A 26,305-nucleotide genomic window follows, 5' to 3' on the forward strand; every position below is an offset into this window, starting at 1 on the left:
ACACGGCAACACGGCAACACGGCAACACGGCAACACGGCAACACGGCAACACGGCAACACGGCAACACGGCAACACGGCAACACGGCAACACGGCAACACGGCAACACGGCAACACGGCAACACGGCCCGGTTGACACCGGGCCGCGCCATTCATTCCGCCTTCACTTTCTCCCATCCGCCGACCTGCGGCGCCGCGCAGGCGCGCAGGCACTCGATCGTCGCGGCCACGGCCGCGCGATTCGCGCTGTCGGGATGCCAGTACATCGACACCGCACCCTGGCCCTCGAGCTGCATCGGCAGGATCCGGATCGCGTTCAGTTGCGCGAAGCGCTGCGCAGCGCGGTGCGATGCCACGCCGAGCAGGTCGGTGTTGTTCAGCAGCGTGAGGTTGAGGATCGACGAATTCGATTCGACGCAGTGTGGCGGCCGTGCGCGGCCGGCGGCCGACAGCGCGGCCTCCAGCGCGTTGTGCACGGGCGTGCCCGACGGCCATACGATCCACGAGTAGGCGAGCACGTCGTCCCAGTCGACCGACGTCGCACCGGCGAGCGCGTGGCCGGGCCGCGCGACGAACACGACCGGATCGACATACAGCGCTTCGGCATGCAGCAGCGGATCGACGGATGTCGACCCCGAGCGGCCCACGACGATATCCAGTTCGCTGCGTGCGAGCTGAGGCATCAGCTGGTTCATCGTGCTTTCGGTCATCCGGACCTGCGCGCGCGGCATCCGTTTCAGCAATTGCGACACCGCGAGCGGCACCGTGTCGGCCGCCGCCACGCCGGACGTACCGATCGTCACGAGGCCGCTGCCGCCTTCCCGCAGCGCGGCCATGTCGTCGCGTGCGATGTCGAGCTGCGCTTCGACGCGGCGCGCATGCTCGATCAATGCTTCGCCGTACGGCGTCGGCCGCAGGCCGCGCGCATGCCGCTCGAACAGCGGCAGCCCGACATCCTCTTCCAGTTCCTTCAGCCATTTCGACAGCGCGGGCTGCGTGGTGGCGAGCGCGACCGCCGACTGGCTCAGATTGCCGGTGCCGGCAAGGCTCAACAGTACCTGCAGATGCCGCAGTCGCAGCCGGTGGGTCCAGTCCATCGCATGCCTCGTCGCGAGTAGGTATATCCAGAAACATATGGATCAGATGATTTGATCATTTTACCGGGTATGTCTGGGTCGAATATAAATCCACTAACGGACTGCAGCACGGTCCCGCCCCGACATAGCGCCGACGCCGATCGGCCGACTCCAAGGAGACATCATGACGACCCACCCGGACGCGTCGCGCGCCGCCTACTACGCACGGATCGCCGAGCAACGCCTGGCGCCGCTGTGGGAATCGCTGCACAACCTCGTGCCGAAAACCCCGCAGCCGGCCGCGCAGGCCGCGATCTGGAAATACGCGCAGGTGCGCGACCTCGTGATGCAGGCCGGCAGCGTGATCAGCGCGGAAGAAGCCGTGCGTCGGGTGCTGGTGCTGGAGAACCCGGGGCTGCCCGGCAAGTCGAGCATGACACCGACCCTGTACGCGGGCCTGCAGTTGATCCTGCCGGGCGAGATCGCGCCGAGCCACCGGCACACGCAGTCGGCGTTGCGCTTCATCGTCGAAGGGCGTGGCGCGTGGACGGCCGTGAACGGCGAGCGCACGACGATGCATCCGGGCGACTTCATCATCACGCCGTCGTGGGCATGGCACGACCACGGCAACCCGCCGGAGGAAGCGGGCGGCGAACCGGTCGTATGGCTCGACGGGCTCGACATCCCGCTGCTCGCGAACCTCGACGCAGGCTTCGCGGAGAACTACCCGGAAGCCGTGCAGCCGGTGAATCGCCCGGAAGGCGACAGCTTCGCGCGCTTCGGTCACAACATGGTGCCGGTGCGGCATCGCGCGAGCGATCCGACGTCGCCGGTATTCAGCTACCCGTATGCCCGCACTCGCGAGGCGCTCGACGCGCTGTACCGGAACGGCGAGCTCGATGCGTGGGACGGCGTGAAGCTGCGCTACGTCAACCCCGCGACGGGCGGCTGGCCGATGCCGACGATCGCCACCTTCATGCAGTTCCTGCCGGCCGGTTTCGACGGCCGCACGTACCGCAGCACCGACGCGACGATCTACTGCGTCGTCGAAGGCCGCGGTACCGCGCATATCGGCGGCAATGCCTTCGAATTCGCGCCGCACGACATCTTCGTCGCGCCGTCGTGGGTGCCCGTGCGGCTGTCTGCATCGTCCGACAGCGTGCTGTTCAGCTATTCCGACCGGCCCGTGCTGTCCGCGCTAAACCTGCTGCGCGAAGCGCGCGACTGACGCCGGCCGGTTTCGACGATTCGTTTCCCGTTTTCCGTGCGTCGCTGCGGCGGCGCGCCCCCTTCATTCGTATTGATGCTGGAGCCATTCATGACTTTCGTTTTCCCGCCCGAAGCGCCCGTGGCGCTCCCCGTCGTCGGCAGTGACGCGCAGTTCGCGGTGCGCCGCGTGTATTGCGTCGGTCGCAACTACGCGGCCCATGCACGTGAAATGGGCTTCGATCCCGATCGCGAGCCGCCGTTCTTCTTCTGCAAGCCGGCCGATTCGATCGTGCCGGTCGCGTACGGCGACACGCTCGATCTCGCCTATCCGTCGCAGACGCAGAACTATCACTACGAAGCCGAGCTCGTCGCGGTGATCGGCAAGGGCGGTTCGGACATCCCGCTCGAGCGCGCGCTCGAACACGTGTGGGGCTACGCGGTCGGCCTCGACATGACGCGCCGCGACCTGCAGATGAAGATGCGCGAGATGGGCCGGCCGTGGGAAATCGGCAAGGCCTTCGACCGCTCTGCGCCGATTGGGCCCGTGCATCCGGCGAGCGACGTCGGTCACTTCGAACAGGGCGGCCTGTGGCTGACCGTCAACGATGCGACGAAGCAAAAGAGCGACGTGTCGCACCTGATCTGGTCGGTCGCGGAAACGGTGGCCGACCTGTCGAAGTTCTTCCGCCTCGAACCGGGCGACGTGATCTTCACGGGCACGCCCGAAGGCGTTGGCGCAGTGGTCGCGGGCGACGTGATGAAGGTCGGCGTCGAACGGCTCGGCGAGCTGACCGTGCGCGTGGTCTGACGCATCTTCCTCGAAAGGCGACATCGTGCAACTGCATAGCTTCTTCAACAGTTCGACGTCCTTCCGGGTGCGCATCGCGCTCGCGCTGAAAGGACTGCCGTACGACACGCTGCCGGTGAACATCCGTACCGGCGAGCATCGCGAGGCGGCCTACGTCGCGAACGTGAACCCGTCGGCCGCGGTGCCGGCGCTGGTCGATGGGGATTTTCGTCTCGGGCAGTCGCTCGCGATCCTCGATTACCTCGACCAGATCCAGCCGACGCCTCGACTGATTCCGCTCGAACTGCGCCATCGTGCCCGCGTGCTGGAGCTCGCGACGCTGATCGCATGCGACATCCATCCGGTCAACAACCTGCGCGTGCTGCGCTATCTCGACACCGAGTTGAAGGTCACACCGCAGCAGAAGACCGCGTGGTACCGGCACTGGGTCGCGGAAGGGATGGCTAGCGTCGAACGGCTGCTCGCGCGTGCGGACGAGGGCCCGTGGTGCTTCGGCGACACGCCGACGCTCGCCGACGTATGCCTCGTGCCGCAGGTCGCGAACGCGTTGCGGATGGATTGCGACCTGAGCGCGTATCCGCGCAGCCTCGCGGTGTTTGAACACGCGCGGCACGAGCCGGCATTCGAGGCCGCGCAACCGCAGCGACAACCGGATTACGTCGCGTAACACGAAGCAGGAGACAGACATGGGCGAGACAAAAGACAACGGCCGGCGCGTGCTGGTAATCGGCGGCGGCATCGGCGGGCTCGCGACGGCGCTCGCGCTCGCGCGCCAGGGCATCCGCGTGAAGCTGCTCGAACAGGCCGATGAGATCGGCGAGATCGGCGCGGGGATCCAGCTCGCGGCGAACGCATTCAACGCGCTTGACGCGCTGGGTGTCGGCGAGGCCGCGCGCGGCCGGGCGGTGTTCACCGACTGGCTGCAACTGATGGATGCGGTCGATGCGCGCGAGGTGGCGCGCGTCGATACGGGCGCCGCGTACCGCGAGCGCTTCGGCAATCCGTATGCGGTGATTCATCGCGCGGACATTCACCTGTCGATCTACGAGGCGGTCAAGGATCATCCGCTGATCGAATTCCGGACGAGCACGCAGGTGTGCGGCTTCGAGCAGGACGGCAACGGCGTGACCGTGACCGACCAGCACGGCGAACGTTATCGAGCCGATGCAGTGATCGGCTGCGACGGCGTGAAATCCGCGATCCGTCAAGCGCTGATCGGCGACGCGCATCGCGTGACGGGCCACGTCGTATATCGCGCGGTGGTCGACGTCGACAACATGCCGCAGGACCTGCAGATCAATGCGCCGGTCGTGTGGGCCGGCCCGCATTGCCATCTCGTCCACTACCCGCTGCGCGGCGGGCGGCAGTACAACCTCGTCGTCACGTTCCACAGCCGCGAGCAGGAAACCTGGGGCGTGCGCGAGGGCAGCAAGGAAGAAGTGCTGTCGTACTTCGACGGCGTCCATCCGCTGCCGAAGCAGATGCTCGACCGGCCGACGTCGTGGAAGCGCTGGGCGACCGCCGATCGCGATCCGGTCGAACGCTGGAGCGAAGGCCGCGCGACGGTGCTCGGCGACGCCGCGCATCCGATGACGCAATACATCGCACAGGGCGCGTGCCAGGCGCTCGAGGACGCGGTGACGCTCGGTGCGGCCGTGGCCCGGACCGATGGCGACTTCGAGGCCGCGTTCGCGCTGTATGAACGTGTGCGGATTCCGCGCACCGCGCGCGTGCTGTATTCGGCGCGCGAGATGGGGCGGATTTATCACGCGAAGGGCGTCGAGCGGCAGGTGCGCAACGGCCTTTGGGTCGGCCGCACGCAGGCGCAGTTCTACGACGCGCTCGACTGGCTGCACGGCTGGCGCGCCGAGGATTGCCTGAAGTCCGTCGCGTAACGCGGCGCGGTTGGCCGATTCCCGCGGCGCGCATTTCAACGACACGACGCGCGACCGCCTTCCTGGAGGAGACATCATCATGGCCGATACGCTGTCCATCGACGTCAGCGAATGGATCGACCGGCATCGCGTGGCGCCGTTTCAGGCCGCGATCGTCGTCCTGTGCTTTCTGATCGTCGCGATCGACGGTTTCGATACCGCATCGATCGGGTTCATCGCCCCCGTCATCCGCGCGGAATGGGGGCTGTCGCCCGCGCAGCTCGCACCGGTGTTCGGCGCGGGGCTCGCCGGGTTGATGGCGGGCGCGCTCGTGTTCGGGCCGTTCGGCGACCGGTTCGGCCGCAAGCGGCTGCTGCTCGCCTGCGTGGCGTGCTTCGGCATCGCGAGCGCCGCGTCGGCGAGCGCGGGCGGCCTGACCGAGCTGATCGCGTGGCGCTTCGTGACCGGGCTCGGGCTCGGCGGCGCGATGCCGAATGCGATCACGCTGACCTCCGAATACTGCCCGGCGCGGCGCCGTTCGCTGCTGGTGACGACGATGTTCTGCGGCTTCACGATCGGCTCCGCGCTTGGCGGGCTCGCGGCTGCGTCGTTGATCGAACACCACGGCTGGCGTTCGGTGCTCGTCGTCGGCGGGGCCGCACCGTTGTTGCTGCTGCCGGTGCTCGCGTGGCGGCTGCCGGAATCGGTGCGCTATCTCGTCAACGCAGGCTCGGCGCGCGAACGGATCGCGGCGATGCTGGCGCGCATCGCGCCCGATCCGCATCTTGCGAACGCGTCGTTCATCGCGCCCGCCGGCAAGCCGGCCGGGTCGCCGCTCGGCCGCCTGTTCGGTGCCGACCTGCTGCGTGGCACGCTGCTGCTGTGGCTCACGTTCTTCATGAGCCTGCTCGTGATCTACCTGCTGTCGAGCTGGCTGCCGACGCTGCTGCGCACGACCGGCGCGACGCTGCAGACGGCCGCACGCGTCACCGCGATGTTCCAGATCGGCGGCACGCTCGGCGCGATCGTCCTCGGCGGCTTGATGGACCGTTTCGATCCGCATCGCGTACTGGCCTGCAGCTATGCGGCGGCCGGTGTATTCGTCGCCGCGATCGGCGTGTTTGCCGCATCGCCGTGGGGCGCCGCGCTCGCGGTGTTCGCGGCCGGCTTCTGCGTGTCGGGTTCTCAGGTCGGCGCGAACGCGCTGTCGGCTGCGTTTTATCCGACCGAGTGCCGCACCACCGGCGTGAGCTGGGCGAACGGGATCGGCCGTGGCGGCTCGGTCGTCGGATCGATGGCGGGCGGCGCGATGCTCGCGATGGGCGTGCCGTTGTCGACTGCGTTTGCCGTCGTCGCGGCGCCGTGCGTGATCGCGGGGATGGCGGTGCTGGCGCTCGGTGTGGTGCGTGCCGATGCGGCGCGCATGCCGGCCGCGAAGGCGATTGCGGGCGAGCAGACCACTTGAGCGAAGGAGGCGGTGCAAGGCCGCCTGCCGGAAAACAGCGGGGAGCAATATTATATAAATTAATATAATATTGATTCTTTAATTGTCTCCCTGCGCCCATGAACGACAATCTTTCCGCCGGGTTGCCGGAACCCGACTCGATGCGCGCGGCTGCCGATTCGGCCTGCGCGCTGCTCAAGGTGATGTCGAATCCCGACCGGCTGCTGCTGCTCTGCGAACTGTCTCAGGGCGAGCGTTGCGTCAGCGATCTCGAGACAGCGCTGGACATCCGCCAGCCGACGCTGTCGCAGCAGCTCGGCGTGTTGCGGGACAACGCGCTGGTTCGCACGCGCCGCGAGGGCAAGAACATCCACTATTCGCTCGACAGCCCGGCCGCGATCGCGGTGATGGGCGTGTTGTACGAACAGTTCTGCGGCCCGGCCGCGAAGGGGCGGCGCGATGCAGCTTGATGCGCTTCATTTCACGCCGTGGCTGTCGCTGGCCGGCGGCGTGTTGATCGGGCTCGCGGCCGCGTGGCTCATCGCATTCAACGGCCGGATTGCCGGCATCAGCGGCATCGTCGGCGGGTTGCTCACGGCACGCGCCGGTGAGCGCGACTGGCGCGCCGCGTTCATCGCCGGGCTGATCGCCGCACCGCTTGTGATGTACGTCGCAGGGAATCGTATGACGCCGCAGGTCGATGCAGGCTGGGTCGACCTAGTGGCGGCCGGGCTGCTGGTCGGCGTCGGCACGCGCTATGCGGGCGGTTGCACGAGCGGCCACGGCGTGTGCGGGATGTCGCGCGGTGCGTTGCGCTCGGTGGTCGCGACCGTGGTCTTCATGGTCGCGGGCTTCGTGACCGTCTTCGTGCGACGGCACGTGCTGGGAGGCTGACATGCAGGCGGGATTCGCGTTTCTGGCGGGGCTGCTGTTCGGCGTCGGCCTCATCGTGTCGGGCATGGCAAATCCGCAGAAGGTGCTCGGTTTTCTCGACCTGGCGGGCCGCTGGGATCCGTCGCTCGCGTTCGTGATGGCCGGTGCGACGGGCGTGGCCGTGTTCGCGTTCGCCTGGGCGAAGCGCCGGACGCGGACGTGGCTCGGCTTGCCGATGCAGTTGCCGGCCGTGCGGGCGATCACCGTGCGGCTGGTTGCCGGAAGTGCGGTGTTCGGTATCGGCTGGGGGATCGCCGGGTTCTGCCCGGGGCCCGCGATCGTGTCGATCGGCTTCGGGTCGGCGAAGGGGATCGTGTTCGTCGTCGCGATGCTGGCCGGGATGGCGGTGTTCGAGTGGGTCGAGCGGCGCAGGAGTGTACGGTGATGTCGGGGGCCCCGCGTGCCAGGCAGGGTGCGGCGATTGCGCGTGCAGCGCGACGTGACGATCGATGCGATTGCGCGGCATTTCCCGGCCGGAACCCGGATGAGCCAGCCGCCGGGCGGGATGCCGCAGTGGATCGCGCTGCCGGACGGCGTGCGCTCCGAGGCGCTGTTCGACGCCGCGCTGGCACACGGAGTCAGGATCGCGCCCGGCTCGATCTTCTCGAATTCCGACCGCTTCGACCGCTTCGACCGCTTCGACCGCTTCGACGGCTATATCCGGCGCGCTTGCACGCGCGTGTCCGATGCGGCGCACGAAGCGGCATTTGAAACGCTCGGCCGCCTCGTACGGGAAGCCACCGCGGCCACGTAAGCACGGTGTCGGCCGGCCGGGCCAGCGAATTCGCAGGCCCTCCGGCTTTCCGGGCCACCGACGCGGCCAACCGCCGCCATTTCATCGGCTGGCCGAGTGCGTGGCGAGGTGCTGGCGGATCAACGACAGGTAACGATCGCCGACCGAGAAATCGCGTGCGGCGCGCGGCCGTTCGGCCTGGCGCAGCGTGGCCGGTGCGCTCATGCCCAGATACCGGCATACCGCCGATGGGAACGGCTTGCGCGTATGCCCGAGCTGGCGAGCCGCGCGCTCGACGCGGGCATCACCGACCTGAGCGCGGAGCCACGCCAGCACTTGGCGATCGGCTTCGTTGACGATACGGACCAGATGTTCCATCGCGCACCTCACTGTTCATAAATACAGTACTGTAAATATAACCAGTGTTTGCGGTGACCGCAAGCGGGTATGCGTGCGGCTGGCCGTTCGGCCAGGGTCAGCGGGCCGGCACGGCGGTTCGCGTGATCCGGCCAGCAGGAGCGGCGGGCGCCACAGGAGCCGCAACCTTCGTATAGCGCGCGTCGGTCAGCGTGCCGAGGAACGCGACGATGTCGTCGATTTCCGCGTCGCTCAGTGCGGGTGGCGTGCCGGGCCGGCGGTTCATCGGCGTCGAGTTGACGTTGATGTTGCCGCGGTAGGCGGCCGGCACGTCGTCGAACGTTCTGGCCCCGTGATACCAGAAGCCCGGGTCGGTCGAGCGCGTGTTGTAGAACGCGACCGCGTCGCGCAGCGTCGTGAACACGCCGTTGTGCATGAACGTCTGCTTGACCGCGACGTTGCGCAGCCCCGGCGTGCGCAGGTAGCCGCACCATTGCGTCGGCTCGGGCCAGCGCACCCGCCGTGCGGTGTCGCACAGCCCGTTGTCGAAATGGCGCGGATCGCGGTTCGCCGGCAGCGCGCGGTTGCGCGGCACCGCGATCGCGTCGTAGCCGAAATCGGTGAAGAGCGAACGCTCCGGGCGGCTCGATGTTTCCGACAGCGTATGGCAGCTCATGCAGTTGCCCTTGTCGGGATTCCGGAACAGCGCGAGGCCGCGCATTTCGGCCGGCGCGAGTGGCTTGCGCGTGCGCAGGAAAACATCGAAACGCGACGTGAACGGCGCCATCTCGTCGCTCTGCAAATAGGCTTCGACGGCCACGCCCAGCGCGCGTACCAGTTGCTCGGGATCGCGCCGCACCGGCGCGCCGAAGCGCGCGGCGAGATCGGGCGCGAGTTCGGTGGCGTCGACCTTGCGCAGCAGCGCGGCCGGCGACCGGTTGTTCATCTCGTTCGGATCGAACAGCGGCCCGCGGATCTGCTCGGCGAGCGTATCCGCGCGGCCATCGCTGAACAGGCCGCCGAACGGCGACGGCGCGGGTGCGTCGTCATCCTGATAAAAGTGGCGGCGCGGCACGTAACGCACATAGAGCAGCGACGGCGCGTTGCGCTGGCTGAAACGCCCGGGCCGGCTGCCTTCCGGCACACCGGGCCCCGCGAGCGAGGCGGCCGACAGCGTCGGCGCGAACGCGCGGCCCGGATCGTGGCAGCCCGCGCACGACATGCCGCGCGGCTCGGACAGCCGCGGATCGAAGAAGATCCGGCGGCCGAGCGCGACGAGCGTCGGGTCGGGCGCGAAGCGCGCGGTCGCCGCATCGATCTTGCCCGTCACCTGCGGCGTGCCGTTGCCGATCGTGTCGACGACTCGCGAAGGCGGCGCGCCGGGGAGCAGGACCGTTTCGGCCGGCGCGGCGTGGGCCGCGAGCGCCAGGCCCGCGAATACGGCCGCCGTGGCCAGCGTGCGCAGCGTTTGCAGGCCGCCCGCATGGCGGCCGTCACATCGAACCCCTTCACTCACGGCGCAATGAACCCCGTCTTGTCGCAGGCGAGCGTCGTGCCCGACTGGTCGCACGACGCGAGCAGCTTGCCGGCCGCCGAATACGCGTGGAACACCCAGCCGGTCGCCGGGGCGGCGCGGCGATCCATGATCAGGAAGCCGAAGCTGTTGTTGTGCGACAGCCGTTCGATCACGGCGCCCGGTGCGGGCGTCAGGCCGGCCGGGAACGGGTCGGGCAGCGCGACGTCGAGATTGTCGCCGCCGTTGCCGGACACGATCGTCGCCGGATGTCCGGACGAGAAGTTGATTGCCTGGAAGTCGTGCACGTGCCCGTGCAGCGCGACGTGCACGCCGGGCGGGTAGTACGCCTGCGCGTTGAGGCTCGACATCACCGACTGCAGCGCGAGGTTGCCCGGCGCGGGCGTGCTGCCGGCGATCGGCGCGAACGCGAGGATCGGATGGTGGTTCGTGAAGATCGTCGTCGTCATGCCGGCCTTCGACGCGAGCGCGGCGACCGTCTGGAACTGCTTCTGGTAGATGCCGAATTGCGCGTCGGTCGTCTTGAGCGGCGTGCGGCCGACCTTCGCGGTGTCGAACACGATCACCTGCGAGCCGCCGCCGAGCGACACCGCATAGGGTTCCGAATAGTTCGCGTTGTTGTCGTTGGCCGGATCGTCGCACGAGCGCGCGGCCGAATACGGGCGCGGATCGAGGAAGCGGAACCAGCCCTGGCCTGCCCGCGCGCACTCCTCGTGGTTGCCGCGCACGACGACCCATGGCGCCTTCGCGAGCAGCGGGGCGGCCGGGCGGAACAGGTCCGCCTGCCACGTATCCCAGCCATAGCCCCACGGGCTGTCCTTGCAGCCGGCGATGTCCGGCGGGCACGCGTTCTCGCGATAGTGATAGTCGCCGATGTGCATCACGAGGTCGGGCGACAGCTTCGCGACGCTGGCGGCGATCGTGTCGAGCGGCCACACCGTCGCGTCGTTGCACGCCTGCCACGCGTTGTCGGCTTTCTTCATGCGGCAGCCGGTATCGGCGATGATCGCGATGCGTTGCGGCTGCGCCTTCGGCAGCGGCAGCCTGCGGCCCGCGACGCTTGCCGCCTGCGCGCCCGCCGGTAGCGTCATCTCGCAGACGGACACCGGGAAGCTCGACGGCTTCGAATCGGACGGATCGCTGGCGGTCGGCCGCTGGGCGAGGGTCGCGGCGCCCGCGCGCACGGCCATGCGCGACAGCTTGCCGTCGACGGTCAGTTGCGGGCACAGCGGATCGCCGGCCGACGCGGGTGTGTAGTTCGTGATGACGCGCGCGATCGCCTGGTTCGACTCGCCGATCTCCACCCATGCGGCCTGGACGTTGGCCGATGCGCTCGCCGGATCGGCCGGCGAATCGATGTGGTTCGAGCACGCCGACAGCGCGGCGAGGGCAGCAAGGGGAGCGCAGCGCACGAGCAGTGCGCGCGTGAGGAGTCGTCGCATGGGAGGCACCGTAGGAAAGTCGTCAACGATACGCAGCGCGAATGTAAGAAATGTGAAAAAAACCGGGCGAGACAGGGCGCTTGAGCACGGCCCGGGGGCTTGACCTCAAGCCGGCTTGAAGCAGCATAGTGCGAGGCACGATCAATGAGCCAGAAGGGGAATCGACGATGGAAACCAGCCAGCCCAATGACGAACAATCCGCGCTGTGGAACGGCCCGTCGGGGCGCGCGTGGGTCGACACGCAGGCGCCGATCGACCGGATGTTCGAACCGCTGGCGCAGTTGCTCGTGGATGCGGGGGCCACGTCGTCCGCGCGCCGCGTGCTCGACGTCGGCTGCGGCACGGGCGCGGTCACGCTCGCGATCGCGCGGCGGCTCGGGGCGGACGTGCAATGCACGGGCATCGATATCTCGTCCCGGATGATCGACGCCGCGCAGGCGCGCGCCGCGCGCAGCGGCGTTCGCGCCCGTTTCGTGCGCGCGGATGTGCAGACCCACGCGTTCGAGCCCGCGAGCGTCGATCTGATCGTGTCGCGCCTCGGTGTGATGTTCTTCGACGATCCGGTGCGGGCCTTCGCGAATCTGCGGCATGCGGCACGGCCGAATGCGCAGATGCGGTTCATCGCATGGCGCAGCGCGGCCGACAATCCGTTCATGACGATTGCCGAGCGGGCCGCCGCGCCGTTGCTGCCGAACTTGCCCGCCCGGCGGCCCGGCGCGCCGGGGCAATTCGCGTTCGGCGACCGGCAGCGCGTTGCGTCGGTGCTGTCGGACAGCGGCTGGGCGGACATCGTGATCGAGCCGGTCGATCTGGCGTGCGCGCTGCCTGCTTCCGCGCTGGACGACTACATCTCGCGGCTGGGCCCGGTCGGGCTGGCATTGCTGGAGGTGGACGAGGCGACCCGGCGGCGCGTGGTCGACACGATGCGTGCCGCGTTCGCGCGTTACGTGGAGGGTGCCGATGTGCGCTTCGACGCGGCATGCTGGCTCGTGACGGCGCGGGCACCGTCCGCGTAATGCGTTGCGGTAACGAGGCAGGTCAACGAAGGGCCGGCCGGTTCGCCCCGCGCGTGGCCGTTCGCGCGGGACGAAGCCGGGCCGCGTGACGCACGCGCGTCAGTGTCGCCGCGCGCGCAACATCAACCACGCGCATCCGCCGGCGACCAGGGCGAGACCGAGCAGGACGGCTTCGACGCCGAGTGCAAACCCGGGCGGCATGTTCCCGGTGTCCGGCACCGGCGACAGGTTGATGCCCATCGCGATGGCGCCGCCGGCGAGCAGCGTCGCGCAGACGATCCAGTAGACCTTGCCGCGCGGCGCCGCGGCCCGGATTCGCCACAGCGCGATGCCGGCGCCGCCGAGATAGAGCACGGCGAGCGTGCCGAGCGCGATGACGTCGGAGGCGCGGCTTTGCAGGAGTCCGGTCATCGTGCCGCTCCATCGTGGATGGCGAACCGCCACGGCGTGGCAAGGGCGGAGTTCATTCGGCCTCCGTCGCATGCCCCGGCGCGCGGCTCAGCAGATGCGTGCGCTTGTCGGCCGCGAGCGACACGTAGCGTTCGTACTGGCGCAGCACATCGGCAATCACTTCGTCGCCGCGCAGGTATTCGACGTCGTAGCCGAGCCGCCCGTCCTCGAAGAACGTGACGATCCCGTACACGTGGGCCCGTTCCGCTTCCGGCTCGGCTGCCTCGCGCACCAGGAACGCGGCGGCGGATTTCACCGTCACGCGCACGCCGTACACGAAATCGCGGTGGTCGGCGGTCGGCACGGTGAGCCGCACGGCGTCGTCGCTGTCGCGCTGCACGTTCGCATCGACGCCGCTCGCGCGCAGCTCGTCGGCGACCTTGCGCAACGCGGGCTCGACCGTCTCGGCGACGAACTGGCGCGCTTCGGCTTCGGTCGTCTGCCGCAGGATGTGCGTCAGGCGGTGGCGCCAGTGCTGGCCGGTCCAGAAGCTCGTCGCGGGCGCGATGTCCTGAGAATAGTGCACGCGGTCGGCCGCGAGCCCGCGCCACAGGCCGTAGCAGAGCGCGAGCATGATGATCGCCACCGGAAGCGCGGCGATCAGCGTCATCGCCTGCAACGCGCCCAGGCCGCCAGCGACGAGCAGCACCGCGGCCGTCACGCCGAGCAGCGCGGCCCAGAACAGCCGTTGCCACACGGGCGAGTGCGCGTTGCCGCGCGTCGCGATCTGGTCGAGCACGAACGCGCCCGAATCGGCGGACGTGACGAAGAACACCGCGATCAGCACGATCGCGACGATCGACAGCCCTTGCGACAGCGGCAGGAAGTCGAAGAAGCGGAACAGCAGCGCGTCGACGTTGGTGGCCGTCTGCGCGAGCGCGCCGGCCGCGCCGTGCGTATCGAGCCAGATCGCGCTGTTGCCGAACACGGTCATCCACACGAGGTTGAACGCGGTCGGCACGAGCAGCACGCCGATCACGAACTGACGGATCGTGCGGCCGCGCGAGATGCGCGCGATGAACATGCCGACGAACGGCGACCACGACACCCACCAGGCCCAGTAGAGGATCGTCCAGCCGCCGAACCAGCCTTCCTCGCGCGGCGACGCGTACGCATAGGTGCGGAACGACAGGTCGACGAGATGCGACAGGTACTGGCCGATGTTGTCGCCGAGCGCGCGCAGCAGGAACGACGTGGGTCCCGCGACGACCACGAACGCGAGCAACAGGAACGCGAGCAGCAGGTTCAGCTCGGACAGCCGCCGCACGCCCTTGTCGAGGCCACTCGCGGCGGAAGCACCCGCGAGCAGCACGACCAGCACGACGAGCCCGATGCGGAACGCGTTGCCGCTGGTGTCCCAGCCCACGACCGTGTGCAGGCCGGCGCTGATCTGCATCACGCCGTAGCCGAGCGTCGTCGCGATGCCGGCGACCGTGCCGACCAGCGCGAATGCGTCGACCGTGTGGCCGATCCAGCCGTTGATGCGCTCGCGCAGCACCGGATACAGCCCCGAGCGCAGCGTCAGCGGCAGGTTGTAGCGGAAGCCGAAGTACGCGAGCACGAGCCCCATCAGCCCGTAGATCGCCCACGCATGGAAGCCCCAGTGGAAGAAGGTCATCAGCATCGCCTCGCGCGCGGCGGCGGGCGTGCCCGGGTCGACGGTCGGCGGTTTCAGGAAGTGCTGCATCGGCTCGCCGACGCCGAAATACATCAGGCCGATACCCATGCCGGCCGCGAACAGCATGGCTGTCCACGACACGAAGCTGAATTCGGGTTCGGCATCGTCGGGGCCGAGCCGGATGTTGCCGAAGTCGCTGGCGGCGATCAGCACGAGAAACACGAGGAAGCCGGTGACGGCGAGCACGTAGAACCAGTCGAAGCGTGCGATGACCCATTGCTGGCCGGCGGAGAACAGCGCGCCGGCTTCGCTCGGGTGCAGCGCGCACACGACGAGCAGTGCGCCGATGACCGCGAGCGCGGGCAGGACGACCTGCGGCTTGAACGTCGTGCGGGGCGAGGGACGGGAATCTGGCATGGCTGGCATCCAGTTGTGGGCGCAACGAGGCGCGACGCCGCCCGGCGCGCGTGTTCGCGCGTCGGACCCTGATACGGCGTGCGTCGAGTGTACCGCGGTGTCAGGACTGCAAGAAGGGGGCATGCAGAAGAGATGAACCTGACGAATTGTAAGGTATCGGGAGGATCGAGAAAACCCGGGAGGTTCGCCCGGCGGGCGGACGGGGCGCGGCAAACGCCGTGGCGGACGTTTATCGGGCGCCCGGACGGCGCGCGTGGGAATGCGGGAAATGCACGTGTCGTCCGGGGCAGGGGCAGCGCGCCGAAAGCGCTGCCGCGAGGGTTCAGAACGTGACGGCGATGCCGGCCATGCCGACGAACTGGCCGCGCGTCGTCGACGGCGTGAGCTGCTGCGAATCGCCGACGATCGGTGCCGCGTCGATCACGTGGCCGGCGCCTTGCGCACCGAGCGTCTGCCCGCTCGAATGCGTGTACGCCTGCAGCGCATAGAGCGTCGTGCGCTTCGACAGGCTGTACGACTCCTTCAGCGAATACTGCTGGTAGCGGGCCGCACTGTTGATGCCGTTCGCCTTCGACGCGAGCGTGTACGCGAACGCGCCGGCCACCGAGAACGCTGGCGTGAAGCGGTATGCGGCGAGCGCGCCGTAGGTGTTGAACACGGCCGTGTCCGTGAACGCCGAGCCGTTGCCGGGCAGGTACTTCACGTTGGAGTAGTTGAGGCCCATCGTCAAGTCGCCGAGCGTGTAGTTGCCGGCCGCCGCGACCTGCTCGACGGCCTTCGCGGTCAGGTAGCCCTGGTTCAGCACCGACACCGCGAAGCTGCCCGACGCGGCGGTCGCCGGATTCAGGAAGCCCGCCGACGAGCCCGAGCTGTTGATGCGCAGGTAGCCGGCCGCGACGCCGATCGGCCCGTTCGCATAACGCAGCGCGGCGCTGAACGTGTTGCCCTTGCCGGTCGCGCCGGCAATGCCGCCGAATGCATACATCGCGCTGGCGGTCAGCCCGGCGAAGGTCGGCGACGTATAGGTGGCCGAGTTGTTCACGCGTGTCGTCGTGTCGAGGCCGTCGATGTCACCCGGATGCGCGCCCGTCGCGCCGGTCAGCCAGCTGCTCGACGCGTACGGGCCGACGAACAGGAAGTAGGGCGTGTACTGGCGGCCGGCCGTCATCGTGCCGTAGTGATCGTTGCGCAGGCCGACGAACGCCTGGCGATTGAAGATCAGGCCGGCGGCGGATTGCGCGCCGTTGTTCAGGTTGAAGCCGGACTGCAGGTCGAAGATCGCATGCGTGCCGCCGCCGAGATCCTCGTCGCCGCGCAGCCCGAACTTCGACGCATACAGGTTGCCGTCGCGCATGTAGACGTTCGAGTGGCCCTGCTGGTTGTTCACGTACGCGAGCGAATCGTCGACGACACCGTACAGCGTCACGCTGCTCTGCGCGTGGGCGGCGGTCGTGCCGAGCGAGGCAGCCGATAAAATCAGGATTGCATAGCGGTTGACGGGTGCTTTCATTGACGATCTCCAGATCTCTTCATCTTTTCAAGGGGGGCGGGAGGCTCGGTCGCCTCCTCTGTGGCGGGCGGCGGGCCGCGTGAACGGCCCGTCTTGCGTGGGTGACGCGGTTCAGCTGTCGAATGTGACGACGAGCCGGCGCCATACGCCGTCCTGCGCATCCTGCTCGATGCGCGCGCCGCGCACGGCGACCGTGCCGTGCAGCGACGCGGGCAACAGGATCTCGACGCGGTCGGCCGGGCGTGCCGGGCGGCCGTCCCAGCGCACCGATACGCCGAGCGCGCCCGACGCTTCGCGGCCGGTCTCGATGCGCCACAGCCCGTATTCGCCGTCGCGCCATGCTTCCGTCTCGCCGTCGTCCTCGACGCATTCGCCGTACGCGACACCGTCCTCGATGCGCGGCGCAACGAGGAAGCCGCGCGTGTCGGCACGCGCGCCGAAATGCTGTGCCGCGACGTTCAGCGGCAGCACGCGGCCCTCGCGCAGCAGCATCACCGGCGAGTCGAGCGGCGCGGGCAGCGTCACGCTCGCGCCGCCGTCGAACGCTTGCGCGCTCGCGCAGCACATCCAGCGCGCGCCCGACGGCAGGTAGACGGTCCGCGCCGTCAGGCCCGGATCGACGACCGGCGCGACGAGCAGCGCGTCGCCGAGCATCATGTCGTCACATTCGTCGTAGCAGCGTGCGTCGCCGGGGAAATCGGCGAAGGTCGGCCGCAGCACGGGCTCGTAGCGCGTCGTCGACAGCCACAGCAGGTGATAGAGGTAGGGCAGCAGCCGGTAGCGCTGCTTGATCAGCGACGCGATCTGCGCGGTGATCTCCGGATACATCCACGGTTCGTTGACGGTGCCGTCGTCGTTCCACGAGTGGATGCTGAAGCGCGGCATGAAGAGGCCGAACTGCACCCAGCGTAGCAGCAGTTCCGGCGACGGCGCGGGCCCGGAGAAGCCGCCGATGTCGTGACCGATGTTCGACACGCCCGACAGCGCGAGCCCGAGGCCCATCTTCAGGTTGTAGCGCAGGGTTTCCCACGACGTATAGTTGTCGCCGGACCAGGTCTGCACGTAGCGCTGCATGCCGGCGCCGCCGGAGCGCGATACGAGGAACGGCCGCTGCGTCGGCGCATGCGCGCGCTGCGCGTCGCGCGACGCGCGCATCATCAGCATCGTCTGCAGCACCTTCGCTTCGCGCGCGGGATACGGCTGGCCGAAGCCGTGCGCGATCGCGTCGGGCGACCAGATCTCGTACTCGTTGTTGTCGTTCCAGGTCGACTCGATCCCGTATTCGAGCAGCGCCGACGTGACCTGCTCGCGCCACCAGCGATACGCGTCGGGCTGCGTGAAGTCGAGATACGCGCCGACTTCGTCCCAGAACTGCACCCATGCGGGCTCGCCGGACGCCGAGCGGATCAGCAGCCCGCGCCTGGCCGCCTCTTCGAATGCGGGATGGTCGCGCAGCAGGCACGGCTTGATGTTCGCGCACAGACGGATGCCGTGGTCGCGGTAATGCTTCACGAAGCCCTTCGCGTCGGGAAACTTGTCGCGGTTCCAGTTGAACACGTAGCGCTTCGCGCTGATCGATGTATAGCCCGACGACAGGTGGAACGAATCGCACAGGATGTCGTGCGTGTCGCATTGCTCGACGAACTGGTTCATCTGCTGCTGCGCGTCCGGCGCATCGGTGTAGCGCATCGTCGAGCCCGAATAGCCGAGCCCCCATTTCGGCGTGCGCGCGGGGCGCCCGGTGAGCCACGTGAAGCGCCGCGCGGCCGCGAGCGGCGTGTCGGGCGACGCGATGAAGTAGTAGTCGAGATCGCCGTGCTCGGCGACGAAATAGCGGTACGGGCCATGATAGTTGTCGAGCTCGCGGCCCATGTCGAACGCGCAGTCCGACAGCGTGTCGTAGAACAGCCCGAACCCCTGGCACGCAGCGGGCGACCAGGTGATGTAGAACGGAATGTGCTTGTACAGCGGGTCGGTGTGCTTCGCGCTGTAGCCCATCGCGTCGATGTTGCGCATCTCGAAGCGCGCGCCGGTGCGATCGAGGTCGCCCGCGCGTTCGCCGAGGCCGAACACCTTGTCGCCGCGCTCGCGGGCGACGTAGTGATACGCGCGATCGTCCCACCAGCCGAAGTTGTACGCCTGCGTCGCACGGTCGGCGAGTGCGACGCGCCACGTGCCGTCCGCGCCGCGCATCGACCACGTGCAATGGCCGCTTTGCCGGCGGACCGCGAGCCGGATCTGTACGGTCTCGATGCACACGCTGTCATCGTCTTCGACGAGGGTAAAGGAGGGCAGCGCGAAGCCGCTCAAGTCGAGGCGGTCGCGCCCGTCGAGCGGCACGTCCTCGAGGCCAGGCGCGATCGACCACGTGCGCGGGTTGCGCGCCGTCGCATCGGGCAGCACGCGCACCCGCACGATGTCATCCTCGAGCACGAAGATTTCAAGGGTTGCGCCCGCCTCGGACGCGAGCAGCACACGGTTCGCGTGCTGGCCGGCGACGCGGAACACGGGCGGATGAAGAAGCGAAGTCATGAATGCGATTCCTGGTAAGGGCGAAGGTCAGGCGTGCCGGGCGAGCAGGCGTTCCTGCTTCGACTGCCCGCGAATCAGCACCGCGAGCAGCGTGACGCCGATGATGTCGAACAGGCCGAGGCACGCGAACAGCGGCGCATAGCCGATCTTGTCGGCGAGCGCGCCGACCAGCAGCGAGAAGCCGAGCCCGCCGATCCACGCGGCCATCCCGGCGAAGCCGCTCGCGGTGCCGACTTCCTCGGGATCGAACACGTCGGCCGACAGCGTGTTGACGAGTGCGGAGATCATCTGGTGCGCGAAGCCGCCGACGCAGAACAGCGCGATCGCCATGTACGGCGACGCCACGAGCCCGATCATCGCGGGGCCGAGCATCAGCACCGCGCCGAGCGCGACGCCGGCAACGCGCGACCACACGAGCGGCAGCTCGAACCGCTTCGCGAGATACGGCGACAGGTAGCCGCCCGCGATGCCGCCGAGGTCGGCCGCGAGAAACGGCATCCACGCGAAGATCGCGATCTGCTTGAGTTCCATGTGGCGCTCGGTCGCGAGATACAGCGGAATCCAGAAGCTGAAGGTCTGCCACGCGGGCTCGGCGAAGAAGCGCGGCAGCGCGATGGCCCAGAAGCGCCGCGCGGTGACGACGTCGCGAATGCGGCGCTTCGACACGGGCGGCATCGTCGCCTGGCCGTCGCGGATCAGCGCGCGCTCCTGTGGCGTGATGCGCGGATGATCGGCCGGCGACCGGTACTGCGCGTACCAGAGCGCGGCCCACACGAAGCCGAGCGCGCCGGTGGCCATGAACGCGGCCTGCCAGCCGAACCGCATCGACAGGAACACGACGAGCGGCGGCGCGATCGCGGCGCCGAGCGACGTGCCCGCATTGAAATAGCCGACCGCGACGGATTTCTCGCGATCGGGAAACCATTCGGCGACCGCCTTCATCCCGGACGGAATCGCGGCGGCTTCGAACAGCCCGAGAAAGCCGCGCAGGATGCCGAGCGACAGCCAGCCCGACGCGAAGCCGTGCGCGACGCCGACGATCGACCACAGCATCGCGAACAGCGCGAACCCGAGCCGTAGCCCGATCAGGTCGACGACGAAGCCGCACACGGGCTGCATGATCGTGTAGCCGATCTGGAACGCGCCGACGATGTACGAATACTGCTGCGTCGAGATCGAAAAGACCTGCTTCAGCTCGGGGGCGAGCACCGCGAGGGAGTTCCGTGCGAGGTAGTTGAGGATCGTGCCGAGACATACGAGCACGATGATCCACCAGCGCAACGCCTTGACTGTCTTCACTGCTGTCTCCTGTCAGAGGGGCGGGCGCACAGCGCCCGCCGATCCGTAAGGGCCATCCGCCCGGGATGGCTTATTCGTTTTATTCGTACGATGTCCGATCTTGATGGGAGCGGATCACACCCGCTTATATCGAAAATACGGTATTCGAACGAACATTTTGTCGTCATCGAGCTGCGATGTTATCTGACGACTGATCATTTTCGAGCATCCTATGTTCGAATTCGAATCCGGTCAACGTGAAAATGCATTCGAACGAACTTGCTCGGGGTTTTCCCGAGGAGCGCGGCCACGCGGCGTGCGTGGCAACGCACGGTGATCGCGCGCGAAGGCCCGTGCGGCGGGGCAGTGCGCGCATCGGGTGATCGAAAAGGCGTGGGGCGGGACGTGACAACCCTGATGAAAATTTATTTCTTTTCGAGACGGGAGTTGTGTAAATTCATTTTCATCATCCTTGCAACAACCCTTCGCATGACGCCTCTCGTTCCGCCCGACGCCAGTCACGACGAACCCGCCATCGCCGAGCGGATCGCGTCGGCAATGCCGTTGATGACGCCGATCCACCGCCGCATGGGCGAGTTCGTGCTCGCGAATCCGTTCCGCGCGGCGACGATGCGCATCGACGAACTCGCGCAGGCCGTGAATGCGTCGATCGCGACCGCGAACCGCTTCGCGAAGGCGCTCGGTTTCGATGGCTATCCGGCGATGCGCGCGGCGCTCGTGCGTGGCTTCGAGGCGACGCTCGGGCCGGTCGAGCGGCTGCGTTCCGCGCAGGAGCAGGAGCCCGGCGTACGCGGCGCCGCGTGGATCGACGCGGTATTCGACCAGGCCGTCGCGAACATCGAGAACACGCGTGCGCAACTGGACGCAGCCGATGTCGAGGCCGCGGTCGAGGCGATCGTCGGCGCGCGGCGCGTGCTGATTCTCGGCGCGGGGTCGAGCGCGTTTCTCACCGGGCTGATGGAGCACGGGCTGTCCGTCTGTCACGACAACGTGCAGTCGCTCGCGCTGCTCGGCGGCCCGTCGCACGCGGCGCGGCGGCTGTATACGGCCGACTCGCGCGATCTCGTGATCGCGCTCGCGTTTCCGCGCTACGTGAAGGACACGATCGAACTCGCCCGTCGCGCGGCGGCGCGCGGGGCACGCGTGCTGGGTATCTCCGACGGCCCGCAATCGCCGCTTGCGCCGATCGCGTCGCTGAACCTGTACGTCAAGGCCGAGCGGCGATTCGCGGCGACGTCGGAAGCGGCCGTGCTCGCGATGATCGAGGCGCTGATCGACGCGGTCGCGCTGCGCACGCACCGGTCCGCGAAATCCGCGGCCGAGATGACCGAATTCCTGCTGCCGTGGCTCATCCAGCCGCAAGCGACGCCACCGGCCGCCAACCCTTCTACTCACCGTCCGAAAAAAACATGACTTCACCCGCGATCGTGGCGATTCACGGCGGCGCAGGCACGATCCTGCGCGAGGCGATGGATTCCGACACCGAACGTCAGTACCGTGCCGAACTGACCGCCATCCTGACGGCCGCGCAGCAAGTGCTGGCCGATGGCGGCAGCGCGCTCGACGCCGTCACCGTCGCGGTGCGGATGCTCGAGGATTGTCCGCTGTTCAACGCCGGGCGCGGCGCCGTCTATACGGCCGAGGGCAAGCATGAACTCGACGCGGCGGTGATGGATGGCGCGACGCTCGGCGCCGGCGCGATCTGCTGCGCGACGCGTGTGCGCAATCCGGTGCTGGCCGCGCGGCGCGTGATGGAAGCCAGCGAGCACGTGCTGTTCGCCGGTGACGGCGCCGATGCGTTCGCGGCCGCGCAGGGGCTCGAACTCGCGGAACCGGGTTACTTCCACACCGAGGCGCGTCACGCGCAGTGGGTCAAGGCGCGCGCAGCGGCGGGCGCCATGCTCGACCACGACGCGGCGACGTTCACGTTCGGCGCATCACAGCAGCTGCAGCAACCGGCCGAACCGCTCGACCCGGACCGCAAGCACGGCACGGTCGGCGCGGTCGCATGCGACCAGCACGGCCACATCGCGGCCGCGACGTCGACGGGCGGCATCACGAACAAGCAGCCGGGGCGTGTCGGCGATTCGCCGATCATCGGCGCGGGCTGCTATGCGGACGACGCGACCTGCGCCGTATCCGCGACGGGCACCGGCGAGATGTTCATCCGGCTCGCGACCGCGCATGACGTGGCCGCGCAGATCGCGTATCGCGGCGCATCGCTCGCCGAGGCCGCGCACGACGTCGTGATGAACAAGCTGCCGCGCCTCGCGGGCCGCGGCGGGATCATCGCGGTCGATGCGCAGGGCAACGTCGCGATGCCGTTCAACACCGAAGGGATGTACCGCGGCTATGCGCGCGTCGGCGAAGCGCCGGTGGTCGGCATCTATCGCGACGACGACACGGCCTGATCCCGGCCCGCACGAGGAGGAGACCCACGATGACTTCGAGCCGTAACCCGTCCGGCCTGGTGCTGCCCGAGCAGCGCGTGGTGGCCGTCGACGACCTGTCGGTCACGTTCCGCCGCGAAGGCGCGACGTTCGACGCGGTGCGCAACGTGTCGTTTCACGTCGATCGCGGCGAGACGCTCGCGATTGTCGGCGAATCGGGCTCGGGCAAGTCGGTCACGTCGCTCGCGCTGATGCGGCTCGTCGAGCACGGCGGCGGCGCGATCACGAACGGCCGGATCGCGTTCCGCCGGCGCGGCGGCGCGATCGTCGATCTCGCGCAGGCCAGCGGCGCGACGATGCGCGGCATTCGCGGCGCGGACATCGCGATGATCTTCCAGGAGCCGATGACGTCGCTGAACCCGGTGTTCACGGTCGGCGACCAGATCAGCGAGGCGATCGCGCTGCACCAGTCGAAAAGCCTGTCGGAAGCGCGCGCGGAAACGCTGCGGCTGCTCGAACTCGTGCGCATTCCGGAGGCGCGCCGCGTGTTCGCGCGCTATCCGCACCAGTTGTCGGGCGGGATGCGGCAGCGCGTGATGATCGCGATGGCGCTGTCGTGCCGGCCGTCGCTGCTGATCGCCGACGAGCCGACGACCGCGCTCGACGTGACGATCCAGGCGCAGATCCTGCAACTGGTGCGCGGGCTGCAGGACGAGATGAACATGGGCGTGATCTTCATCACGCACGACATGGGCGTGGTGGCCGAAGTGGCCGACCGCGTGCTCGTGATGTATCGCGGCGAGAAGGTCGAGGAGGGCGAGTCGGATCGCATCTTCGCGACGCCTGAGCATCGCTACACGCGTGCGCTGCTCGCGGCCGTGCCGAAACTCGGCTCGATGCAGGGCACCGATGCACCCGAGAAATTCCCGCTGCTGAAGGTGGAGGGCGCGAGTGCGGCAACCCCGGCTGCGTCGCCCGCCCCCGCGGCGAACGACGATGTGCAGCCGCCCGTCGACCCGTCCGCGTCGCCGATCCTGCGCGTGCGTGATCTCGTGACGCGCTTCCCGGTGAAGAGCGGCGTGTTCGGCCGCGTGTCGCAATACGTGCACGCGGTGGAACGGGTGAGCTTCGAACTGCGCGCGGGCGAGACGCTCGCGCTGGTCGGCGAATCGGGCTGCGGCAAGTCGACCACCGGCCGCTCGCTGCTGCGCCTCGTCGAATCGCAGAGCGGCTCGATCGAATTCGACGGCCGCGACATCAGTGCGCTGAAGGGCCCGGACCTGCAGGCGCTGCGCCGGAACATCCAGTTCATCTTCCAGGATCCGTTCGCGTCGCTGAACCCGCGCCTGACCGTCGGCTTCTCGATCATGGAGCCGCTGCTCGTGCACGGCGTCGCGAGCGGCCGCGAAGCGCAGGCGCGCGTCGACTGGCTGCTCGACAAGGTCGGCCTGCCGCCCGAGGCCGCGCGCCGCTATCCGCATGAATTCTCGGGCGGCCAGCGCCAGCGGATCGCGATCGCGCGCGCGCTCGCGCTGAACCCGAAGGTCGTGATCGCCGACGAATCGGTGTCGGCGCTCGACGTGTCGGTGCAGGCGCAGATCGTCAACCTGATGCTCGACCTGCAGCGCGAGCTCGGCGTCGCGTACCTGTTCATCTCGCACGACATGGCGGTGGTCGAGCGCATCAGCCATCGCGTCGCGGTGATGTATCTCGGCCAGATCGTCGAGATCGGCCCGCGCCGCGCGGTGTTCGAGGCGCCGCAGCACCCGTACACGAAAAAGCTGATGAGCGCGGTGCCGGTGGCCGATCCGGCGCGCCGGCATGCGCCGCGCCAGCTGGCGGCCGACGAAATCCCGAGCCCGATCCGCGCGGTCGGCGACGACCCGGTCGTCGCACCGCTCGTCGCGGTCGGCCCCGATCATTACGTCGCGACGCATCGCGTCGGCGGCGCGTACTGAAGCAATGCGTCGCCATGGCGATGCGCGAGCGTGCAGGAAGTCGAAACCGAAACGCCCGTGAGGCGTCACCGATTCACCGATAGGAGCCCAGCAACATGACCAAGCAGCATCCGTTCCCGATGTTTCGTCCGCGCGCGTGTTTCGTCGCGCTTGCCGGCGCGTTCGCGCTGTCGGCCGCAGTGCCCGCGTTCGCACAGCAGACCGCGGTGATGGCGGTGGATTCGACGTTCACGACGATGGACCCGTACGACGCGAACGACACGGTGTCGCAGGCCGTCGTCAAGTCGTTCTACCAGGGCCTGTTCGGCTTCGACAAGGACATGAAGCTCGTCAACGTGCTGGCGACGAGTTACGACGCGAGCCCCGATGCAAAGGTCTACACGATCAAGCTGCGCCAGGGCGTGAAGTTCCACGACGGCACCGATTTCAACGCGGCGGCCGTGAAGGCGAACTTCGACCGCGTGACCGATCCCGCGAACCACCTGAAGCGCTACAACATGTTCCGCGTGATCGAGAAGACCGAAGTGGTCGATCCGTACACGGTGAAGATCACGCTGCGCGAGCCGTTCTCGGCGCTGATCAACACGTTCGCGCACCCGTCGGCCGTGATGATCTCGCCGGCCGCGCTGAAGAAGTGGGGCCGCGACATCGCGCTGCATCCGGTCGGCACCGGCCCGTTCGAGTTCGTCGAATGGAAGCAGACCGACGACCTGAAGGTGAAGAAGTTCGCCGGCTACTGGAAGAAGGGCTATCCGAAGATCGACGCGATCGACTGGAAGCCGGTGGTCGACAACAACACGCGTGCCGCGCTGATCAAGACGGGCGAAGCCGATTTCGCGTTCCGCATCCCGTTCGAGCAGGCGGTCGACCTGAAGGGCAACCCGAAGGTCGACATCGTGGAGCGGCCGTCGATCGTGCAGCGCTACGTGTCGCTGAACATGCTGCAGAAGCCGTTCGACAACCCGAAGGTGCGCCAGGCGCTGAACTACGCGGTGAACAAGGAAGCGCTCGCGAAGGTCGCGTTCTCCGGCTTCGCGACGCCGTCCACCGGCGTGGTGCCGCAGGGTGTCGACTACGCGACGAAGCTGGGCCCGTGGCCGTACGACCCGGCGAAGGCGCGCGCGCTGCTGAAGGAGGCCGGCTATCCGAACGGCTTCGAGACGACGCTGTGGTCCGCGTATAACAACTCGACATCGCAGAAGGCGATCCAGTTCGTGCAGCAGCAGCTCGCACAGGTCGGCGTGAAGGTGCAGGTGCAGGCGCTGGAGGCCGGCGAGCGCGTCGCGAAGGTCGAGAGCGCGCCGGATCCGGCGAAGGCGCCGGTGCGGATGTACTACATCGGCTGGTCGTCGTCGACGGGTGAAGCGAACTGGGCGATCACGCCGCTGCTCGCCGGCGCGTCGGCGCCGCCGAAGCTCGTCAACACCGCGTACTACAAGAACGACACGGTCGACGGCGATCTGACGAAGGCGCTCGAGACGGTCGATCGCGCGAAGAAGACCGACCTCTACGCCGATGCGCAGAAGCAGATCTGGACCGATGCGCCGTGGATCTTCCTCGTCCAGGAGAAGATCGTGTATGCGCGCAGCAAGCGGCTGCAGGGCGCGTACGTGATGCCGGACGGCTCGTTCAACTTCGACGAAATCTCGCTGAAATGACAGTGGTGATGACGGCGGTTCGTCCGCCATGCGGTGCCGGCGGCGCGA

Annotated in this window: 22 protein-coding genes and 1 pseudogene; 14 read left to right on the top strand and 9 right to left on the bottom strand. The window is 68.2% G+C overall.

Going from position 1 to position 26,305, the window contains the following annotated elements:
- Positions 1-151: 151 nt before the first annotated feature.
- Positions 152-1,096, bottom strand: coding sequence for a LysR substrate-binding domain-containing protein (locus tag LGM89_RS27055; RefSeq protein ID WP_089497188.1), 945 nt, complete (start codon positions 1,094-1,096; stop codon positions 152-154).
- Positions 1,097-1,259: 163 nt separating this feature from the next.
- Between LGM89_RS27055 and gtdA the strand changes: the two genes are divergently transcribed.
- From gtdA to LGM89_RS27100, 9 genes and pseudogenes are all read left to right on the top strand, one after another.
- Entirely contained in the window at positions 1,260-2,303 is a 1,044-nt protein-coding gene (gene gtdA, locus LGM89_RS27060; protein WP_226274534.1) for a gentisate 1,2-dioxygenase, read from the top strand.
- Between the two features lie 90 nt (positions 2,304-2,393).
- Positions 2,394-3,092, top strand: a complete 699-nt coding sequence (locus LGM89_RS27065; protein WP_226274535.1) for a fumarylacetoacetate hydrolase family protein — start codon at positions 2,394-2,396, stop codon at positions 3,090-3,092.
- 25 nt (positions 3,093-3,117) lie between these two features.
- Positions 3,118-3,759, top strand: coding sequence for a maleylacetoacetate isomerase (gene maiA, locus LGM89_RS27070; RefSeq protein ID WP_226274536.1), 642 nt, complete (start codon positions 3,118-3,120; stop codon positions 3,757-3,759).
- A gap of 19 nt (positions 3,760-3,778) precedes the next feature.
- Positions 3,779-4,987, top strand: a complete 1,209-nt coding sequence (locus tag LGM89_RS27075; RefSeq protein ID WP_226274537.1) for a 3-hydroxybenzoate 6-monooxygenase — start codon at positions 3,779-3,781, stop codon at positions 4,985-4,987.
- A gap of 79 nt (positions 4,988-5,066) precedes the next feature.
- Positions 5,067-6,431, top strand: a complete 1,365-nt coding sequence (locus LGM89_RS27080) for an MFS transporter (protein WP_089474668.1) — start codon at positions 5,067-5,069, stop codon at positions 6,429-6,431.
- Between the two features lie 98 nt (positions 6,432-6,529).
- On the top strand, positions 6,530-6,880 hold the full coding sequence (locus tag LGM89_RS27085) for an ArsR/SmtB family transcription factor (protein ID WP_226274538.1): 351 nt from the start codon (positions 6,530-6,532) through the stop codon (positions 6,878-6,880).
- Positions 6,870-7,304 (top strand): YeeE/YedE family protein, encoded by a 435-nt coding sequence (locus LGM89_RS27090; protein ID WP_226274539.1) that lies wholly within the window; start codon positions 6,870-6,872, stop codon positions 7,302-7,304. The genes LGM89_RS27085 and LGM89_RS27090 overlap by 11 nt, the downstream gene beginning before the upstream one ends.
- Before the next feature lies 1 nt (position 7,305).
- Positions 7,306-7,728 (top strand): DUF6691 family protein, encoded by a 423-nt coding sequence (locus LGM89_RS27095; protein ID WP_226274540.1) that lies wholly within the window; start codon positions 7,306-7,308, stop codon positions 7,726-7,728.
- A 33-nt stretch (positions 7,729-7,761) separates the two neighbouring features.
- Positions 7,762-8,097 (top strand): annotated as a pseudogene (locus tag LGM89_RS27100) (PLP-dependent aminotransferase family protein); the annotation flags it as partial.
- Positions 8,098-8,178: 81 nt separating this feature from the next.
- Here LGM89_RS27100 and LGM89_RS27105 read toward each other — a convergent pair.
- The 3 genes from LGM89_RS27105 to LGM89_RS27115 form a co-directional block, all read right to left on the bottom strand.
- Positions 8,179-8,454: a hypothetical protein gene (locus LGM89_RS27105; protein WP_011355479.1), complete on the bottom strand. Its 276-nt coding sequence runs from the start codon at positions 8,452-8,454 to the stop codon at positions 8,179-8,181.
- 97 nt (positions 8,455-8,551) lie between these two features.
- Positions 8,552-9,889 carry a cytochrome-c peroxidase gene (locus tag LGM89_RS27110; protein ID WP_226274720.1) on the bottom strand — a complete coding sequence of 446 codons (1,338 nt, stop codon included), beginning with the start codon at positions 9,887-9,889 and terminating at the stop codon, positions 8,552-8,554.
- Between the two features lie 56 nt (positions 9,890-9,945).
- Positions 9,946-11,409 (bottom strand): metallophosphoesterase family protein, encoded by a 1,464-nt coding sequence (locus LGM89_RS27115; protein ID WP_226274541.1) that lies wholly within the window; start codon positions 11,407-11,409, stop codon positions 9,946-9,948.
- Positions 11,410-11,576: 167 nt separating this feature from the next.
- On the opposite strand from LGM89_RS27115, the gene LGM89_RS27120 reads away from it, so the two are divergent.
- Positions 11,577-12,425: a class I SAM-dependent methyltransferase gene (locus LGM89_RS27120; protein WP_226274542.1), complete on the top strand. Its 849-nt coding sequence runs from the start codon at positions 11,577-11,579 to the stop codon at positions 12,423-12,425.
- Positions 12,426-12,524: 99 nt separating this feature from the next.
- Here the strand turns inward: LGM89_RS27120 and LGM89_RS27125 are convergent, their stop codons facing one another.
- From LGM89_RS27125 to LGM89_RS27145, 5 genes are all read right to left on the bottom strand, one after another.
- The gene (locus LGM89_RS27125) at positions 12,525-12,836 is read right to left on the bottom strand and encodes a hypothetical protein (protein ID WP_089474674.1); all 312 of its coding nucleotides are present in this window, start codon (positions 12,834-12,836) and stop codon (positions 12,525-12,527) included.
- A 52-nt stretch (positions 12,837-12,888) separates the two neighbouring features.
- Positions 12,889-14,910 (bottom strand): BCCT family transporter, encoded by a 2,022-nt coding sequence (locus LGM89_RS27130; protein WP_089474675.1) that lies wholly within the window; start codon positions 14,908-14,910, stop codon positions 12,889-12,891.
- Between the two features lie 322 nt (positions 14,911-15,232).
- On the bottom strand, positions 15,233-16,420 hold the full coding sequence (locus tag LGM89_RS27135; RefSeq protein WP_226274543.1) for a porin: 1,188 nt from the start codon (positions 16,418-16,420) through the stop codon (positions 15,233-15,235).
- 111 nt (positions 16,421-16,531) lie between these two features.
- Positions 16,532-18,952, bottom strand: a complete 2,421-nt coding sequence (locus tag LGM89_RS27140; RefSeq protein ID WP_226274544.1) for a glycoside hydrolase family 31 protein — start codon at positions 18,950-18,952, stop codon at positions 16,532-16,534.
- Between the two features lie 27 nt (positions 18,953-18,979).
- The gene (locus LGM89_RS27145) at positions 18,980-20,251 is read right to left on the bottom strand and encodes an MFS transporter (protein ID WP_089497173.1); all 1,272 of its coding nucleotides are present in this window, start codon (positions 20,249-20,251) and stop codon (positions 18,980-18,982) included.
- A 468-nt stretch (positions 20,252-20,719) separates the two neighbouring features.
- On the opposite strand from LGM89_RS27145, the gene LGM89_RS27150 reads away from it, so the two are divergent.
- The 4 genes from LGM89_RS27150 (at position 20,720) to gsiB (ending at position 26,257) form a co-directional block, all read left to right on the top strand.
- Positions 20,720-21,664, top strand: coding sequence for a MurR/RpiR family transcriptional regulator (locus LGM89_RS27150; RefSeq protein WP_089432554.1), 945 nt, complete (start codon positions 20,720-20,722; stop codon positions 21,662-21,664).
- Entirely contained in the window at positions 21,661-22,662 is a 1,002-nt protein-coding gene (locus LGM89_RS27155) for an isoaspartyl peptidase/L-asparaginase family protein (RefSeq protein ID WP_089497171.1), read from the top strand. The genes LGM89_RS27150 and LGM89_RS27155 overlap by 4 nt, the downstream gene beginning before the upstream one ends.
- A 29-nt stretch (positions 22,663-22,691) precedes the next feature.
- A complete protein-coding gene (locus LGM89_RS27160; protein WP_226274545.1) occupies positions 22,692-24,599 on the top strand; it encodes a dipeptide ABC transporter ATP-binding protein in 1,908 nt (635 codons plus the stop codon).
- 95 nt (positions 24,600-24,694) lie between these two features.
- Positions 24,695-26,257, top strand: coding sequence for a glutathione ABC transporter substrate-binding protein GsiB (gene gsiB / locus LGM89_RS27165; RefSeq protein ID WP_226203676.1), 1,563 nt, complete (start codon positions 24,695-24,697; stop codon positions 26,255-26,257).
- The last annotated feature ends 48 nt before the right edge of the window (positions 26,258-26,305 follow it).

It is taken from the genome of Burkholderia sp. AU31624, assembly GCF_020420065.1.
GTDB lineage: Bacteria > Pseudomonadota > Gammaproteobacteria > Burkholderiales > Burkholderiaceae > Burkholderia.

Excerpts from the sequence above, each read along its gene's own strand:
- LGM89_RS27080 (WP_089474668.1), top strand. The coding sequence starts at position 5,067 with ATGGCCGATACGCTGTCCATCGACGTCAGCGAATGGATCGACCGGCAT.
- LGM89_RS27090 (WP_226274539.1), top strand. The coding sequence starts at position 6,870 with ATGCAGCTTGATGCGCTTCATTTCACGCCGTGGCTGTCGCTGGCCGGC.
- LGM89_RS27095 (WP_226274540.1), top strand. The coding sequence starts at position 7,306 with ATGCAGGCGGGATTCGCGTTTCTGGCGGGGCTGCTGTTCGGCGTCGGC.
- gsiB (WP_226203676.1), top strand. The coding sequence starts at position 24,695 with ATGACCAAGCAGCATCCGTTCCCGATGTTTCGTCCGCGCGCGTGTTTC.
- LGM89_RS27065 (WP_226274535.1), top strand. The coding sequence starts at position 2,394 with ATGACTTTCGTTTTCCCGCCCGAAGCGCCCGTGGCGCTCCCCGTCGTC.
- LGM89_RS27125 (WP_089474674.1), bottom strand. The coding sequence starts at position 12,836 with ATGACCGGACTCCTGCAAAGCCGCGCCTCCGACGTCATCGCGCTCGGC.
- LGM89_RS27140 (WP_226274544.1), bottom strand. The coding sequence starts at position 18,952 with ATGACTTCGCTTCTTCATCCGCCCGTGTTCCGCGTCGCCGGCCAGCAC.
- LGM89_RS27150 (WP_089432554.1), top strand. The coding sequence starts at position 20,720 with ATGACGCCTCTCGTTCCGCCCGACGCCAGTCACGACGAACCCGCCATC.
- LGM89_RS27075 (WP_226274537.1), top strand. The coding sequence starts at position 3,779 with ATGGGCGAGACAAAAGACAACGGCCGGCGCGTGCTGGTAATCGGCGGC.
- LGM89_RS27160 (WP_226274545.1), top strand. The coding sequence starts at position 22,692 with ATGACTTCGAGCCGTAACCCGTCCGGCCTGGTGCTGCCCGAGCAGCGC.
- LGM89_RS27135 (WP_226274543.1), bottom strand. The coding sequence starts at position 16,420 with ATGAAAGCACCCGTCAACCGCTATGCAATCCTGATTTTATCGGCTGCC.
- LGM89_RS27085 (WP_226274538.1), top strand. The coding sequence starts at position 6,530 with ATGAACGACAATCTTTCCGCCGGGTTGCCGGAACCCGACTCGATGCGC.
- LGM89_RS27055 (WP_089497188.1), bottom strand. The coding sequence starts at position 1,096 with ATGGACTGGACCCACCGGCTGCGACTGCGGCATCTGCAGGTACTGTTG.
- LGM89_RS27105 (WP_011355479.1), bottom strand. The coding sequence starts at position 8,454 with ATGGAACATCTGGTCCGTATCGTCAACGAAGCCGATCGCCAAGTGCTG.
- LGM89_RS27120 (WP_226274542.1), top strand. The coding sequence starts at position 11,577 with ATGGAAACCAGCCAGCCCAATGACGAACAATCCGCGCTGTGGAACGGC.
- LGM89_RS27155 (WP_089497171.1), top strand. The coding sequence starts at position 21,661 with ATGACTTCACCCGCGATCGTGGCGATTCACGGCGGCGCAGGCACGATC.
- LGM89_RS27115 (WP_226274541.1), bottom strand. The coding sequence starts at position 11,409 with ATGCGACGACTCCTCACGCGCGCACTGCTCGTGCGCTGCGCTCCCCTT.
- gtdA (WP_226274534.1), top strand. The coding sequence starts at position 1,260 with ATGACGACCCACCCGGACGCGTCGCGCGCCGCCTACTACGCACGGATC.
- LGM89_RS27130 (WP_089474675.1), bottom strand. The coding sequence starts at position 14,910 with ATGCCAGATTCCCGTCCCTCGCCCCGCACGACGTTCAAGCCGCAGGTC.